This window comes from Leclercia barmai, assembly GCF_049312895.1.
Classification (GTDB): Bacteria; Pseudomonadota; Gammaproteobacteria; order Enterobacterales; family Enterobacteriaceae; genus Enterobacter; species Enterobacter barmai.
Genome location: NZ_JBMNWZ010000002.1, coordinates 337437 through 352796, shown reverse-complemented (window position 1 = coordinate 352796; position 15360 = coordinate 337437). Strand labels below are relative to the sequence as shown.

Annotated in this window: 17 protein-coding genes and 3 tRNA genes; 8 read left to right on the top strand and 12 right to left on the bottom strand. The window is 54.2% G+C overall.

Features of this window, described 5'->3' with window-relative positions; translation table 11 throughout:
- Window positions 1-35: 35 nt before the first annotated feature.
- From pgsA to ACOYA6_RS10055, 4 genes are all read left to right on the top strand, one after another.
- Window positions 36-584 carry a CDP-diacylglycerol--glycerol-3-phosphate 3-phosphatidyltransferase gene (gene pgsA / locus ACOYA6_RS10070; protein WP_032612063.1) on the top strand — a complete coding sequence of 183 codons (549 nt, stop codon included), beginning with the start codon at window positions 36-38 and terminating at the stop codon, window positions 582-584.
- 152 nt (window positions 585-736) lie between these two features.
- Window positions 737-812 (top strand) — tRNA-Gly (locus ACOYA6_RS10065).
- A 51-nt stretch (window positions 813-863) separates the two neighbouring features.
- Window positions 864-937, top strand: a tRNA-Cys gene (locus ACOYA6_RS10060).
- A 12-nt stretch (window positions 938-949) separates the two neighbouring features.
- Window positions 950-1036 (top strand) — tRNA-Leu (locus ACOYA6_RS10055).
- A 79-nt stretch (window positions 1037-1115) separates the two neighbouring features.
- On the opposite strand, the gene ACOYA6_RS10050 is transcribed toward ACOYA6_RS10055, so the two are convergent.
- From ACOYA6_RS10050 to ACOYA6_RS10015, 8 genes are all read right to left on the bottom strand, one after another.
- The gene (locus ACOYA6_RS10050) at window positions 1116-1376 is read right to left on the bottom strand and encodes a hypothetical protein (RefSeq protein ID WP_039030887.1); all 261 of its coding nucleotides are present in this window, start codon (window positions 1374-1376) and stop codon (window positions 1116-1118) included.
- The gene (locus tag ACOYA6_RS10045; RefSeq protein WP_072036697.1) at window positions 1376-1855 is read right to left on the bottom strand and encodes a DUF2778 domain-containing protein; all 480 of its coding nucleotides are present in this window, start codon (window positions 1853-1855) and stop codon (window positions 1376-1378) included. The genes ACOYA6_RS10050 and ACOYA6_RS10045 overlap by 1 nt, the downstream gene beginning before the upstream one ends.
- On the bottom strand, window positions 1852-2334 hold the full coding sequence (locus ACOYA6_RS10040; RefSeq protein ID WP_039030886.1) for an Hcp family type VI secretion system effector: 483 nt from the start codon (window positions 2332-2334) through the stop codon (window positions 1852-1854). The genes ACOYA6_RS10045 and ACOYA6_RS10040 overlap by 4 nt, the downstream gene beginning before the upstream one ends.
- A gap of 197 nt (window positions 2335-2531) precedes the next feature.
- Window positions 2532-2876: a cupin domain-containing protein gene (locus ACOYA6_RS10035; protein ID WP_039030885.1), complete on the bottom strand. Its 345-nt coding sequence runs from the start codon at window positions 2874-2876 to the stop codon at window positions 2532-2534.
- Between the two features lie 20 nt (window positions 2877-2896).
- Window positions 2897-3862, bottom strand: coding sequence for an ABC transporter permease (locus ACOYA6_RS10030; protein ID WP_422654624.1), 966 nt, complete (start codon window positions 3860-3862; stop codon window positions 2897-2899).
- Window positions 3859-4839: an ABC transporter permease gene (locus tag ACOYA6_RS10025; protein ID WP_138369382.1), complete on the bottom strand. Its 981-nt coding sequence runs from the start codon at window positions 4837-4839 to the stop codon at window positions 3859-3861. Before ACOYA6_RS10025 ends, ACOYA6_RS10030 begins: the two co-directional genes overlap by 4 nt.
- Window positions 4832-6313 carry a sugar ABC transporter ATP-binding protein gene (locus ACOYA6_RS10020; protein ID WP_422654623.1) on the bottom strand — a complete coding sequence of 494 codons (1482 nt, stop codon included), beginning with the start codon at window positions 6311-6313 and terminating at the stop codon, window positions 4832-4834. Before ACOYA6_RS10020 ends, ACOYA6_RS10025 begins: the two co-directional genes overlap by 8 nt.
- A gap of 60 nt (window positions 6314-6373) precedes the next feature.
- The gene (locus ACOYA6_RS10015) at window positions 6374-7357 is read right to left on the bottom strand and encodes an autoinducer 2 ABC transporter substrate-binding protein (protein ID WP_039030881.1); all 984 of its coding nucleotides are present in this window, start codon (window positions 7355-7357) and stop codon (window positions 6374-6376) included.
- 544 nt (window positions 7358-7901) lie between these two features.
- Here ACOYA6_RS10015 and ACOYA6_RS10010 point away from each other — a divergent pair.
- The 4 genes from ACOYA6_RS10010 (at window position 7902) to ACOYA6_RS09995 (ending at window position 11518) form a co-directional block, all read left to right on the top strand.
- Window positions 7902-9044 carry a transglutaminase-like domain-containing protein gene (locus ACOYA6_RS10010; RefSeq protein WP_422654622.1) on the top strand — a complete coding sequence of 381 codons (1143 nt, stop codon included), beginning with the start codon at window positions 7902-7904 and terminating at the stop codon, window positions 9042-9044.
- Window positions 9022-9378 (top strand): mercuric transporter MerT family protein, encoded by a 357-nt coding sequence (locus ACOYA6_RS10005; protein ID WP_039030879.1) that lies wholly within the window; start codon window positions 9022-9024, stop codon window positions 9376-9378. The genes ACOYA6_RS10010 and ACOYA6_RS10005 overlap by 23 nt, the downstream gene beginning before the upstream one ends.
- Complete coding sequence (locus ACOYA6_RS10000; RefSeq protein WP_422654621.1) at window positions 9375-9656, top strand: heavy-metal-associated domain-containing protein; 282 nt, start codon at window positions 9375-9377, stop codon at window positions 9654-9656. Before ACOYA6_RS10005 ends, ACOYA6_RS10000 begins: the two co-directional genes overlap by 4 nt.
- A gap of 287 nt (window positions 9657-9943) precedes the next feature.
- Window positions 9944-11518 (top strand): phosphoethanolamine transferase, encoded by a 1575-nt coding sequence (locus tag ACOYA6_RS09995; RefSeq protein WP_422654620.1) that lies wholly within the window; start codon window positions 9944-9946, stop codon window positions 11516-11518.
- Window positions 11519-11539: 21 nt separating this feature from the next.
- Here ACOYA6_RS09995 and ACOYA6_RS09990 read toward each other — a convergent pair whose 3' ends face one another.
- The 4 genes from ACOYA6_RS09990 to ACOYA6_RS09975 are packed head-to-tail and all read right to left on the bottom strand — an operon-like array spanning window position 11540 to window position 15351.
- Window positions 11540-12256: an ABC transporter ATP-binding protein gene (locus ACOYA6_RS09990; protein WP_039030876.1), complete on the bottom strand. Its 717-nt coding sequence runs from the start codon at window positions 12254-12256 to the stop codon at window positions 11540-11542.
- A complete protein-coding gene (locus tag ACOYA6_RS09985; protein ID WP_039030875.1) occupies window positions 12253-13128 on the bottom strand; it encodes an ATP-binding cassette domain-containing protein in 876 nt (291 codons plus the stop codon). The genes ACOYA6_RS09990 and ACOYA6_RS09985 overlap by 4 nt, the downstream gene beginning before the upstream one ends.
- Window positions 13125-14426: a high-affinity branched-chain amino acid ABC transporter permease LivM gene (gene livM, locus ACOYA6_RS09980; protein ID WP_197057139.1), complete on the bottom strand. Its 1302-nt coding sequence runs from the start codon at window positions 14424-14426 to the stop codon at window positions 13125-13127. The genes ACOYA6_RS09985 and livM overlap by 4 nt, the downstream gene beginning before the upstream one ends.
- 10 nt (window positions 14427-14436) lie before the next feature.
- Complete coding sequence (locus ACOYA6_RS09975) at window positions 14437-15351, bottom strand: ABC transporter permease subunit (protein WP_039030925.1); 915 nt, start codon at window positions 15349-15351, stop codon at window positions 14437-14439.
- Window positions 15352-15360 lie beyond the last annotated feature (9 nt).

Below are 15360 nucleotides of genomic sequence, written 5' to 3'. Positions count from 1 at the left end.
CTAATAATTACTGACAACAAACAGTTACCGTCACTATGCGATTAAATATCCCTACGTTGCTGACGCTCTTCCGCGTCGTGCTCATTCCTTTCTTTGTACTGGCGTTTTATCTGCCCTTTGTCTGGGCTCCTTTCGCATGTGCGCTTATCTTTTTTGTCGCGGCAGTCACTGACTGGTTTGACGGTTATCTTGCTCGTCGCTGGAACCAGAGCACCCGTTTCGGCGCCTTCCTCGACCCGGTGGCGGACAAGGTGATGGTGGCTATCGCCATGGTGCTGGTGGTTGAGCACTATCACAGCTGGTGGGTCACCCTGCCTGCGGCGACCATGATTGCCCGTGAAATTATCATCTCTGCCCTGCGTGAGTGGATGGCGGAACTGGGTAAACGCAGCAGCGTGGCGGTCTCCTGGATTGGCAAGGTCAAAACTACCGCGCAGATGGCGGCACTGGTGTGGATGCTGTGGCGTCCAAACGAGTGGGTAGAGTGGGCCGGTATTGGCCTGTTTATGGTCGCAGCAGTGCTGACCCTGTGGTCAATGTTGCAATATTTGAACGCCGCGCGTGGCGATTTGCTTGATCAGTGATCGTTTTGACGTAATTTTCAGCAAACGATCTGTTGGGGTGAAAATTAACGTTGACTCAAAACGTCAGGTAAGTAGAATGCAACGCATCGAACGACGGCACGGTCCGTTAGTCGATAGCAAAATCAAGTGATTAGCGTAATGACTTGATAAATGCGGGAATAGCTCAGTTGGTAGAGCACGACCTTGCCAAGGTCGGGGTCGCGAGTTCGAGTCTCGTTTCCCGCTCCAAATTTAAGACATACGCAATAGCGGGTGTCAGTCGCAAGACAAAAGATTTAAGGCGCGTTAGCAAAGCGGTTATGTAGCGGATTGCAAATCCGTCTAGTCCGGTTCGACTCCGGAACGCGCCTCCACTTTCTTCCCGAGGCCGGATGGTGGAATCGGTAGACACAAGGGATTTAAAATCCCTCGGCGTTCGCGCTGTGTGGGTTCAAGTCCCACTCCGGCTACCATGGGAAAGACAAGAATAATCAAAGCAATAAGCAGTGTCGTGAAACCGCCCCGCAAGGCGGTTTTTTTATTACATTTGCTTCATTTCAAAAGATCTACCGCACGTCTTTTCCTGGACAAATACGCAGTCAGCCATATGAGCCCTGAAGTCAATGCAATTGCAATGATATAAAGGATTAAGGTGTACCAGTCGTACCATTTGGTTTCGATAACAAAGCCGTACCTTTCCTCATACCAGTCAAAAATAGCTTCATCAGGCATGAAGAAACACATAACACTGTAAATGACTGACACGGTCAGTAGTTCTGTAAGCCATATCCATACATAGGTAATGGGTTTCATCAATATACCTGTATTATTCCAAAAGCTTTTAGTTGCGCCGTAATCATCATGGCGGGAGAACGATACAAAGCGAACATAAGTATCCGATAATCAGCATGGTTTGGTAATGTAATGCAGCCATCGCTGTTTCCTGAACTGCCAGCAGGGTGCAAACGAAAGTGGCCTCTTTCCACTTCATTTATGAAGGTAGTGTCATCGATAAGACTGTCCTCCCGGTACAAAGCAAACCAAAGGTCGCGATCGGATCCGCTTCTTAGCCCTTTTATTGCATCATCCCATCGGGAAAGTAATCCGCCCGTCGGTCTGGTAACGATGTAGTATTTACCTGGAGGAAGAGGACCTCTTTTAGGTTTCGCAACTGAATCGGGATTGTTTCTGTGAAATCCTTTATTACCTGAGTAAGCAGGAAAAAAACCAATCCCCGGGCAGTTCAGCGTTGATAACTGGCCGCCGTTAAGATGAAACGTACATTGAATCATCTTTCGTTCCAGGCATCAGAGAACTGGACGTTGCCGTCACAATATTTCCAGGTGATTTTCTCGTATCGAAGGGATACATTTTCTAAATGATTGTGCTTTTCTGTCATCGGGTTTTTGATGTCAAGCATATGAGGGGCAGAACTGACGACCTTGACATTTTCTAGCAACATATTGAAGTATTCAACTTCCATACCGGCATCATTTATCCGATACCATTTAAATTCCGCGCTTTTTAATGTCTGACCTTTTGCTATCGCTTTGTAGATGTAGGGACTGGCGGAATCAAATTCTTTTTGAAAGCTAAGAGGACTGTGAACGCGCGTTCCGGTAATTTTTCCTGTGAGATTATCTGTAGGAAGATGCAGTCCGTGCCCAAAAGCGAGAATTTCAATACTACCTTCCCGATCTTTTACATCTACTGACCCCTTGATATGAGCGCCGCCATCATCTTTAAGCCATAAGTACGCCGGTATAGCCATTGTGAAAACTCCGTTTATTAGTTAAGGCTCATTGCCGTCAAACAATAAACCAATAACTTGCGGAAATTTCCAGTCAATTAATGCCATAGGCGATATGAATAACTTACTGTTATTTATATGAAAATAAAGGTTTTCTTTATGTGCTTGCTATACGGGTACTTTGGTTTTCGGTTTAACTTAACGGCAATAATCGAGAGTTAAGGACTATGTGTATTGCCATAAAATACCGCCAGCCATACCGTCGGCTCCCCGGGATCGGTCCACTCCACCCGGTGACGACATTGCGCGGGGATGTGCAGAGAATCCCCCGCATACAAAACCCTGACCTCATCTTCTTCTTCAAATTTCACGCCTGCCGAGCCGCGCAGTACCACCACCCATTCATTTTCCGCCTGGCAGTACCAGAAACCGGGCGGGCTGGCCTGGCCGGTGGAGAGGATCCGCTCGATTTTGAGCCCCGGTGCCGCGAGCAGCGCGTCAAAGATTTCCGCTTCGTTACGCGCACCCGCTTCGGGAAGCTGTGAAAAGAGATTTAACGCCATCTGGTGGCCTCCACGGGTAGTCAGGGTTTGCCAAAGAGACGCGAGAGCCGCGCCCCTTTCAGGAAGATAAACGCTAACAGCAATCCGCCCCACAGGGCCATGGTGATGTAGCTGCTTACCCCCAGAATGTTCAGGCCGCTCTCCAGCATCTGCAATAAAACAAGCGCCATCACCATGCCAAAGACCTTACCAAAGCCCCCATCCGGGTTCACCCCGCCGAGAACCGCCGCCAGAATCGACACCAGCAGATAAGACTCACCGTAGGAGGCCTTGGCCGAGTTGAGTTTCGACATCATCAGCAGGGCGGCAATCACGCACAGGACTGAAGAGAGCACATAGACCCAGATAAGGGTTTTACGGGTGTTGATCCCGGAGTAGTGGGTCGCCTGTTCGTTAGAGCCAATCAGGTAGAGGGTTCGCCCGAACGCGGATTTTTCGAGGATCACCCACAGCACTACGACCACCGCCAGAAAGACCAGCAGCGGCAGCGGGATACCGAGAACATTGGTGCTGTTAATGACCAGAATGTAATCCGGGAAGTTAGAGATCGCCGAGCCTTTGGAGATCAGGATATTAATGCCCTTCAGCAGGGTCATGATGCCAAGGGTGGCTAATATCGGCGAAACTCGCACTACGGCGATCAAAAATCCGATTACCGAGCCAATAACCAGCGCCATAACTAAACCGGCCGCGAGAACCAGCAGCAGGGTGCTGAAGGTCGGCGGATAGTGGGTAGCGACCCAGGCCATCACCAGCCCGCAGGCATTCATGGTGGCGATGATCGACAGGTTAATCCCCCCGGTGAGGATAGTCACCGCCATCGCAAGGGCCAGCACGCCGAGGATCGGCATCTGTGAGGCGATGGACTGGAAGTTGGCTGACGACCAGAACACCGAAGGAATAAGGAAGCTGAATGTGATAACGACCGCAGCGATGAGCACGGTCAGGTATATCTCGACGCGATCCTGGGTTTTATTGGTACTCATACGACGACTCCCTGACCTTTGCGCTGACTCCATGCCGTCATGCTGATACTGGTGACGATCACGACACCGGTGACCACCGTATGCCAGTACGAGGAGATCCCTAACAAATTTAGGCCGTTCTGTAATACGGCCAGTAAAATGACCCCCAGCAGGGTGCCGAGCAAGGTGCCGCGTCCGCCGACGATGCTGGTGCCGCCTAACACCACGGCGGCAAGCACCGTCAGCTCATAGCCCAGCAGGGAGTCGGGCGCAACGGTTAAGACGGTGGCGGATTGCACCACGCCTGCCACCCCGGACATCAGCCCCATATAGCCATAAACAAACAGCTGCATTTTAAAGATGCCGAATCCCATCCGGGAGGCCGCCTCGCGATTCCCGCCCATGGCGTAAATCATCCGTCCGGCGCTGGTTTTATTCATGATAAAGCCGGTTAACGCCACCACGACTAAAAGGGTGATGATCGGCAGGCTCAGGCCGTAGTCGTAGCCGTCTGCGGCGGTGAATTTGAACAGCATCACTCCCTGTTCAAACCACTCAGGGTAGCTGTACAGCCAGACTCCTTTGGTCAGGTAGAGCAGCAGGCCGTAAAAAATATTGAGGGTAGAAATAGTAATAATGATGGAAGGCACGTTAAGGCGATTAACCAGCGTGGCGTTAATCAATCCGAGCAGCAGCCCCAGCCCGCCGGAGAGCGCAAAAGCGATGGCAAAGTTGCCGGTAGTGCCCTGAATCAGGGTGACCATCACGTACTGGGAGATGATGGTCATGGCCGGAAAGGAGATATCGATCCCGCCGGAAATCAGCACAATAAAAAGGCCGCAGGCCAGAATGGTGAGCATGGCGTAGTTGTTGATCAGGTCGTAGATATTGCCGAGCGTCAGAAAATCGCTGCTGGCAAACGACAGATAGCCGCCAATAACGATGATGGTCAGGCCCAAAAACAGCTCATGGGTTTTCACCCCAAATGTATTAACCATTCGCCACCTCCGCCAGCGCCGCTTCCGAGGTCTTTTCCGGCAGGATTTCTGCCACGATCTCACCCTTGCGCATGACTAAAATGCGGTGGCTGTTAAAGAACGCCTCATCGATCTCATCGGTGATCATCAGCACCGCAATCCCCTGGCGGGAAAGGGCGGAGATGATTTGATAGATCCCCGCTTTGTTAGCGATGTCGACCCCGACGGTGGGGGAGTCCAGGATCAGGACCTTTGGATTGATCGCCAGCCATTTGGCAATCGCCACGCGCTGGGCGTTGCCCCCGGAGAGGGTATTGACGGGCAGATCCACGCTGCCAATTTTAATGCTCAGCTGCTCAACTAAATCGGAGACGATGCGGTCCGCTCTGGATCTGTCTAACAATCTGAACGGCGTTTTCAGGCGTCGGAGAACGGTGGAGATAATATTGTCATTGATCGACTGGTCCATCACCAGGCCGGTACTCATCCGATCTTCAGAGACATAGCCGATACCGGCATTGATCGCATCCCGGTTGCTGGCGAAATGCACTGCTTTGCCTTCCAGCAGTATCTCCCCGGCATCGGGTTGCGTAAGCCCGAACAGGCTCAGGCACAGCTCCGTCCTGCCCGCGCCCAGCAGCCCGGTAATGGCCAGGATCTCCCCCTGATGGAGCTTAAAAGAGATGTCTTTATACTGGTGCTGTTTAGTGAGGTTATTAACCGTCAGTGCCACCTCGCCCAATTTTTCAATCGGCGGCAGCACCGCATACGAAAATTCTTTCCCGGTCATCAGATAAGCCAGTTTTTTATTATTGATCTCGCTGGCAGGGAAGGTGCCCACCAGAGTGCCATTTTTCAGCACGCTGATACGGTCGGAGATAGAGAGCACTTCATCCAGACGGTGGCTGACAAACACGACGCAGATGTTCCTCTTCTTTAAATCGCCGATCACCCGCAGGAGTCCTTTTACCTCCTGCATGGTGAGCGAGGCAGTGGGCTCATCCATAATAATCAGCCTGGCTTCCTGGGCCAGCGCCCGGCAGATCGCCACAATCTGGCGCTGGGCAATGGGCAGGGACTCCACGTTCGCATCCAGATCCAGTTCCGCTTCAATGCTTTTCACGGTGAGCGCGGCGATACGGCGGATCTCTTTCTTATTCACCAGCAGATTGCGGTGATGCTGGTGGATACCGATGTTCTCCGCCACGGTGAGATTGGGGAACAGAGAGAGATCCTGATAGATAACCTGGATCCCGGCTTTGACCGAGTCGATGGGGGAGAGATGCGACCAGCTTTTACCGTCGATCACGATTTCAAACCCGGGATCGGGTTTATAGACGCCGGAAATAATTTTAATCAGCGTCGATTTGCCACAGCCGTTCTGCCCGGCCAGACAGTGAACCTCCCCGGGAAATAACGTCAAAGCGATATTATCCAGCGCTTTCACACCGTAGAACGTTTTGCTGATATGACCCAGTGAAATAAACGGCTCCATGACTACCTCTTTTGGGCTCAGACGGCACGCCCTGAGAGCAGGGCGTGCAGAACCAGCGAATTAATACAGGCTGTCGATATTCTCTTTGGTCACGCGCAGGACTTTATGGAATTTAATGATGCGTTTTTCGCTATCCACATCGGCTTTGCCGAGGTTCGGGATATCCAGGCCCTGAGTAATCTCTTCCCCTTTCAGGACCTTGTCGGCGACGGCGGTAATGGCGTAACCCGCTGAGGCCGGGTCGTAGGTGATGCCCATGGCGATATCACCGCTTTTGATCAGCGAAGCGGCCTGGGACGGGATCATCATGCCGTACACGAAGACTTTGCCTTTCGCACGTTTCTCTTTCACCGCGCGGCCTGCGCCAATTGGCCCCTGAGAGCCAAAGGAGACAATCCCTTTCATGTCAGGGTGGGCTTTCATCAGATCGATGGTGGTGCGGCGGGCATCGTCGATATTCTCGGCCACCGGCATACGGCTGGTGACTTCATGCATATCCGGGTAGTGCTCTTTCTGGTATTTCACGAACAAATCCGCCCACAGGTTATGTTGTGGCACGGTCAGGCTGCCAACGTAAATAACATAGCCCCCTTTACCGCCCATGGCTTTTGCCATCTCTTCAACGTTGTCGGCGGCGAATTTTTCGTTATCAATAATTTCGACATCCCAGTTTGCGCTGGGTTGACCGGGGGATTCATTGGTTAACACCACAATGCCGGCCTCGCGCGCCTTTTTGAATACCGGCTCGAGGACATCGGCATCATTTGGCACAATCCCGATCGCTGAAACTTTTTTCGCGATTAAGTCCTCAATAATTTTGACCTGCTGTGGGGCGTCGGTGCTGGAAGGGCCTACCTGAGAGGCTTTAATGCCGAGATCTTTACCTGCCTGGGTAACACCTTCCCCCATGCGATTAAACCAGGGCATGCCATCAATCTTTGAAATATTGACCACTTCAATTTCTTTCGCCATTGCGGAAGTGGAAAAGACCATCAATCCGAGCAAACCAGCCGACAATAATTTTGTTAAGCACATTTTACTCATCTCATACCTCTGAATGGTGGTGAAAATAAATGATAGTGATAACGTTGTTTCGCTGTTTGACATACCCGTGTGCATTTTTAATATTAGGTGAAAATAATGCATTCCCTCACAGACTTTACCCCCGAAAACACCATGGGAAATAGCCTCTTAACGCTGCGGCATTAAAGAATTAACAGTAGGGTTTTCATATTTATAATGTTATGGAACTACTGGCTTATGGCATGGACTATTATGCCAATGCTCTGATTTGAGATTCCCGTCACCTATTAAGATCTTTGTGTCGTCTGTCAGCGGCGCGTCGGCCCTCGCATTTTTCCCTGCAATTTTTACGGATAACAGCCCCTTTTTTTGACTTCAGGCCTGTACAACAGGGGCTGAAAAGCGCCTAATACCGTCTCAAAAATTTCTTTCATTCACAGTTAACAGGTCTGTTATTGATGAATAAACCCCATCGCTTCGCGCCAGTGCCTGTCTTCTGTGATGTTCCTCTGTGCTTGCGGCCCGTGTCGCCGACGCCAGACTCATTTTCAAGGGACAGATAGCCATGCAGCGTCGACAATTTCTTAAAAATAGCGTTCTTCTCTCTGCCGCAGGTCTAGTGGGCCCGGCCGTGGCCAGCCAGACGGTGAAAACCAACGTAGCACCCGCCGCCCCGGTAATGCGCCGCCGTTTTGTCTTATCACAAACCTATAAGCTGACACCGCCGCAGGGCTCCAGCGGCGTGGTCAAACTCTGGATCCCGCTCCCGGTAGATACCGCCTTTCAGCAGATGACCGGGCTGTCGTTTACCGGCAACTACCAGCAGGCGTACGTCACCACCAACAATACCTACGGTGCGAAAACCCTTTTAGCGACCTGGCCGAAAAGCGAAGGCGATCTGCTGCTTAAGCTCGATCTGGAGATCGAAACCGCAGACTGGGAGCCGCTGAAGCACGACGCGCTGAAAAACTGGCAGGCGCCGGAGCAAATTGTTTACCCGCTGGCGGTGAAGCCGTATCTGCTGCCAACGACGCACACCCCGGTGGATGGCCTGGTGCGCGAAACGGCGGAAAAAATTACCGCAGGCGAGACCGATCCGCTCAAGAAAGCGCGCCTGATCTACGAATGGGTCAGCAGCCATATGGAGCGCGATAACGACGTGATTGGCTGCGGCACCGGCGATGTGGCGACCATTCTGCAAAGCGGCAAGCTCAGCGGCAAATGCACCGACATCAGCTCGGTGTTTGTCGCCCTGGCGCGCGCCAGCGGTATCCCGGCGCGGGAGCTGTTCGGTATCCGTCTGGGCAGAGCCAACAAGCTGGAACGCTACTCTGCCAGCGCCTTCGGCAAAGCCGACAGCGCGGGCGTGGCGGACGTCAGCGGCGGGCAGCACTGTCGGGCGGAGTTTTATCTGGCAGGTTACGGCTGGCTGCCGTGCGACCCGGCGGACGTCACCAAGATGCGTCTGGCGGAGAAAAAAGCCCATCAGGATCCCGATGTGCAGGCGGTAAACACTTATCTGTTTGGCAACTGGGAGATGAACTGGGTGGGCTTCAACTACGGGCGCGATTTTGAACTGTACCCGGCGACAGAGCAGGGCGCAGTCAATAACTTTGGCTACCCGTATGCCGAAGTGGACGGCGACCCGCTCAATTTCTACGATCCAAAGGTGTTCGCGTACAACTATGTCTCAACCGAACAACGCTAAGGGGGCAGGCCTTACCCTGCTGACGGCAGCTGCGGCTGCCGTTACCGCCGGGCTCTGCTGCGTTGGGCCGCTGCTGTATCTGCTGTTTGGCATCTCGGCGGCCGGTTTTGCCGGGCTCAGCCAGCTCGAGTTCCTGCGAGTTCCCATGATCCTGCTCTCCCTGGGGCTGATGCTGCGGGTGTTCTGGCGGCTCTATTTTTCTAAACGGCTGTGGTGTACCGGACGCTTAACCCTGGGGCAGATGCGTTTCCTGTTCTGGCTTTCGCTGCCGGTGCTGCTGCTGGTACTGTTCTATCCCACGGTGGTGGCCTGGGTTTATGAGGTGATGGAATGAAACGACTGTTGATTAGCGCATGTTTACTGCTGCCGCTGTTTGCCCACGCCGCAAATCAAAAGGTGGTGCTGGATGTGCAGGGCATGACCTGTTCGTTGTGCGTCATTTCGGTCAACCAGGCGCTGCGTGAAACGGAAGGGGTAGTGAAGGCAAAAGCCTCATTAAAAACCCGCCAGACTGAAGTTATCGTCGCAGAAGGTTTCCCGACGGAGACATTATTAAAGGCGGTGGCGAAAACAGGTTATTCAGCCAAGCTAAATCATATTGAAAAGCTGTAAATATAATGCCAATGCATTATGGCTTAATTTTTATATAGTGTATTTAAGCCTTTCCCGTGAATGCGGGAAAGGTGTATTACCACACAATTATGTATAAATTATGATGATACGGCTTCAGTTTTATAAATATATTGTTACGAAACGTTGATCTTCCCGCCCGCGCACTCTATCTTTTGATAAGTTTCTCCATACTGCGATCCATTTTTATCCATATATCGCCTTTCCCGGCGGTTTGTTGATCCTTGTCGTTAGCGTTTCGCTGCGACAAACTGCGGATTACGATAAATATGAATATAACAGCTAGCAAATATACCCTGTGGATCCGCGATATTACGATTAATCCCTGGATCGCCTTTTATTATCTGCAGTCGGTGCTGATAAACTATTCTTTCGGCTATTCATTCAGCCCAGTCTATTCGGTGGCATTTTGCTGCGTGCTGTTAGTACTCTGGCGAATAACTCCCCGCCTGCAGAAAGGGGTTATTGCCCTCTGTAGTCTGCTGGCCGCCCTGTACTTTCCTTTTCAACAAGCCTATGGTGCGCCTAATTTCAATACGCTTTTAGCATTACATTCCACTAATTTTAATGAGTCCGTCGAGATCCTGACGATATTCCCGTGGCACAGCTACCTGGTGTCATTTGTTATTCTGGCATTAGGCGTGATTGCGCTGCGGCGTAAAATTATCCCCAAACAGGCTTTACGCCGTTTAGATATGCTGTATCTGGTTTTCGCCATCCTCTGTTTCTTTATGACCCCCCTTAAAAACCTGGTGTACTGGGGGAACTTCACCCTGATGGACGTGGGCTATCCGGTATTCCGTTTCGTGAAGGACGTGGTGATCAACAACCGGGAAGTGGTCACAGAAAAAGCCCATATGCTGGAACTGGCCAAAATGAAGGACAACTGGACCGTGCTGGGGGTAAAGCCCCGCTACCAGAACTACGTGGTGGTGATCGGCGAAAGCGCGCGCCGGGATGCGCTGGGCGCCTTTGGCGGGCAGTGGAATAACACCCCCTTTGCCAGCGCCGTGAAGGGAACGCTCTTTACCGATTTTGTCTCCTCCAGCGCCTCCACGCAAACCTCTCTCGGGCACTCCCTGAGCCGGGTCAGCGGTGATACCCCGGAGTATCAGAACAACTTTGTCACCCTGGCGAATCGCGCCGGATTCCAGACCTGGTGGTTCTCCAATCAGGGGCAGATTGGCGAGTACGATACGGCCATTGCCAGTATTGCCAAGCGGGCCGATGACGTGCAGTTTCTCAGAAAGGGTTACTACGAAGATGAAAACAATCCCCGGGATGAAGCCTTATTGCAGATGACGCAGCAGGTGCTTGCAGCTCCGCGCAAGGAGACCCGGCTGATCGTTTTGCATCTGATGGGCTCCCACCCGCAGGCCTGTGAACGCACCCAGGGCAAATACGCCGAGTTCGTGCAGTCGAAAGAGACCTCCTGCTATATCTACAGCATCACCCAGACCGACGCCCTGTTAAAGCAGCTCTATCAGCAGCTGCAAAACACCGGCGAAACTTTCTCGATGGTCTACTTCTCCGATCACGGTCTCACCTATAAAGCCCGCCTGACCGGGGGGCAATATATGGCCCACGGTGATGCTTACCAGCAAAACTATCAGGTACCTTTTATGATCATGTCGAGCGACGATACAGAACACCGGCTGATCAACGCCCGGCGTTCCGCCAATGATTTCCTCGATTTCTTCTCGGCGTGGACCGGGATCCAGACGAAAGAGCTGACGCCGTCCTACCCGTTTGTCTCGGAGCAGGATGCGGGCAAATCCTGGGTGACCAACTTTAAGCTGCAAAAGGTGGACTACGACCAGCTGCCGGACGATCTCCATCCGTAGCGGGTCAGCCCCGCATAACGGTTACACGCCCCCCAGATAGGCTTTTCTGACATCCTGATTGCCCAGCAGCTCTTCGCCGCTGCCGCTCAGGCGGATCTGCCCGTTGACCATCACATAGCCGCGGTCGGAGAGCTTAAGGGCGTGGTGCGCGTTCTGCTCCACGAGAAAAATCGTCATCCCGTTGCGCGCCAGCTCCCGCAGGGTCTGGAAAATCTGTTTCACCACGATGGGCGCGAGGCCCAGGCTCGGCTCATCCAGCAGTAGTAATTTGGGCCGGCTCATCAGGGCGCGGGCTATGGCCAGCATCTGCTGTTCGCCGCCGGACATGGTCATCGCCCGCTGTTTGCGCCGCTCCTTCAGGCGCGGAAACAGGTCGAACATCGTCTGCAGATCCTCCGCCGCATACTGATTGCCGATGGGGATGGTGCCCATCAGCAGATTCTCTTCGACGGTCATATCCGGGAAGATGCGCCGTCCTTCCGGGGCCTGGGCAATGCCGCCCGACGCCACATAGTGGGTCGATTTATGGCTGATATCGTCGCCGCAAAAGAGGATCTGCCCGTTACGTACCCGCGGCTGGCCGAAAATCGACATCAGCAACGTCGATTTTCCGGCCCCGTTAGCACCGATCAGCGCCACGGTCTCGCCGGGATGCACCTGCAGGGAGACCTGCTTCAGGGCCTGGATCACCCCGTAGTAAACGTCCACCTGACGAAACTCCAGCATTGCCTCACTCATACGCTCACCTCGCTCTCATCGGTGCCCAGATAGGCGGCAATGACTTTTTCGTCGTGCTGGATCTGCTCCGGTTTCCCCTGGGCAATCACATCCCCGTGGTCGAGCACGATGATGTGATCGGAGATCTCCATCACCATCCCCATATCATGCTCAATCAGCAGCACCGTGATGTCGTGGTGATCCCGCAGATAGCGAATGATGTTGCTCAGGGTGTGCGTCTCCACCGGGTTCAGCCCGGCGGCGGGCTCGTCGAGACAGATCATCTCCGGCCCGGTGCACATGGCGCGGGCGATTTCGAGCCGCCGCTGCTGGCCGTAGGACATCTCGCCCGCGAGCCGGTTAGCGCAGTCCACCAGGTCCACCACCTCCAGCCAGTAGAAAGCCCTGTCCAGGGCGTCGCTTTCCGCCTTGCGGTATGCAGGCGTATTCAGCACCCCAGCCAGCAGGTTGCGGTTCACCCGCATGTGCTGGGCCACCAGCAGGTTCTCCACCACCGACATCTCGCGGAACAGGCGGATATTCTGGAAGGTACGCGCCAGCCCGGCGCGGTTCACCAGGTGAGTGCCGCCAAACATTTTGTAGAACAACCGCTGGCCGAACTGCGCCGGATTGATCCAGTCCCCCGGCTGGAATTTTTGCCCGAGGACCTGAATAACGTTGGTGGTTTTGCTCCGGGTATTGAACAGAATATTGCCCCCGGAGGCGCGGTAAAAACCGGTCAGGCAGTTGAAGACCGTGGTTTTACCCGCGCCGTTCGGTCCGATCAGGGCGGTGATCGAACCACGCTGGACTTCAAGGTTAACGTCGTTTAACGCTTTGATGCCGCCAAAGTGCATCATCAGATGCTCAACGCTCAAGATGGTCCCGTTCATGGCGCCACGCCCTTACGCACCGCAAAGCCGGTGCGGTTGATGCGGATCAGCCCGCGCGGTCGCCAGATCATCATCACCACCATCAGGACGCCAAACAGCAGCACGCGGTACTCGGCAAAGGTACGCAACAGTTCCGGGGTGACGGTCAGGACAAAGGCCGCCAGCACCACCCCGACGGTGGAACCCATCCCGCCCAACACCACGATGGCGAGGATCAGGGCCGACTCAAAGAAGGTGAACGAGGTGGGGTTTACGAATCCCTGATAAGTCGCAAAGAACACTCCGGCAATCCCGGCGGTAGAAGCCCCGAGGGTAAAAGCCGAGAGCTTCACCAGCACATGGTTAAGCCCCATGGAGCGACAGGCGATCTCGTCTTCGCGCAGGGCTTCCCAGGCGCGACCGATGGGCATCCGCGTCAGGCGGTGCTTAATGTATAGCACCAGCAGCACCACCAGCAGCAGAATGGCGTAGATAAAGATGAACTTCAGGTTCGGGTTAAACGTCAGGTTGAAGAACTCATGGAACGGCACGCCGCCATCTTTTGCCCGACGACCAAACTCCAGCCCGAAGAAGGTGGGGGGCGGGGCGGAGATACCGTTCGGCCCGCCGGTAAAGGTCAGCCAGTTGTTCAGCACCAGGCGGATGATCTCCCCAAAGCCGAGGGTCACAATCGCCAGATAATCGCCGTGCATTCGCAGCACCGGGAAGCCCAGCAAGGCCCCGGCGGCGGCGGCCATCAGCGCCGCCAGCGGCAGCATGGTCCAGAAGCCGAGCCCCAGATACTGATAGCCCAGCGCCAGCCCGTAGGCGCCAATGGCGTAAAAGGCGACATAGCCCAGATCCAGCAGCCCCGCGAGCCCGACCACGATGTTCAGCCCGAGCCCGAGCAGGACGTAGATCAACCCGAGGATCGCCACCGTCAGCACGTATTTGGTGGCGACAAACGGGAAGCAGACCGCCAGGGTGACGATCAGCGGCAGGATCCAGCGCATCCGGCTTTTGTACTCCGGCGGGCGGACGTACACCCCCGAGTTATCGTTATCGAAACGCGCAAGCACGCGTCTGCCCGGCGCGGTCATTAAGAAGGCGCTGAGTAAAAAACGCCCGGTCATCACCGTGGCGATGATCCACACCAGCCGCCGCCCTTCGAAGTTAAAGCTGTAGCCATCCAGCACCACGCCCGCCACCGGGCCAAAGATAATCAGCGCGACCATCCCGGCAAAAATGGCGTCGAGGATGCAGCGTTTAAGTGAAAACCCGTCGTGAGCCACGGGCTGCGAAACGATCTGTGACGTCATTTTGCTTCCCTCATACTTTGGCCACGACAGGGCGGCCAAGCAGTCCCTGAGGACGGAAAATAAGGATCACCACCAGCAATCCAAAGGAGAACACATCTTTATAATCGGAGTTCACCATCCCGGAGAACTGCGCCTCGGCAATGCCAAGGATAAGTCCCCCTAACATGGCGCCCGGCAGGGAGCCGATCCCCCCGAGCACGGCGGCGGTAAAGGCCTTAATGCCGATGATAAACCCGGCGTAAAAATCAAAGGTGCCGTAGTTCATGGTGATCAGCACCCCCGCCAGTCCGGCCATCGCCGCGCCGATCACGAACACCAGGGAGATGATCCGGTCGGTGTTGATGCCCAGAATCGACGCCATCTTGCGGTCCTGCTGCACCGCGCGGCACATCCGCCCTAAACGGGTGTTGCTGATTATCCAGGTGAGCACCAGCATGCCGGTGAACGAGGCGATAAGAATAAAGACCTTGGTGTAGGTGATCTGCACAAAGCCTTCGCCAATGTGGAAGCGCAGCACGCCGTCCAGCATGGTAGGCACCCCTTGCTGGCGCGGACCCTGGCTGATCTGGGCGTAGTTTTGCAGGATCAGTGACATGCCGATGGCGGAGATAAGCGGGGCCAGACGCGTTGAGTTACGCAGTGGCTTATAGGCGATGCGCTCGATGGTCCAGCCGTATACCCCCGTCACCACGATGGTAAAGACCAGCGTGCCGAGGATCAGCAGCGGGAAAGATTCCAGCCCGAAGAAGGAGAGGAGCGCCAGGCCGATAGCGCAGAGGTAGGCGGAGATCATATACACTTCGCCGTGGGCGAAGTTAATCATGCCGATAATGCCGTATACCATGGTGTAGCCGATGGCTATCAATCCGTAGACGGAGCCCAGCGTTAAGCCATTGATTAACTGCTGCAGAAAGAAAGTTTCCATCATCGCGCG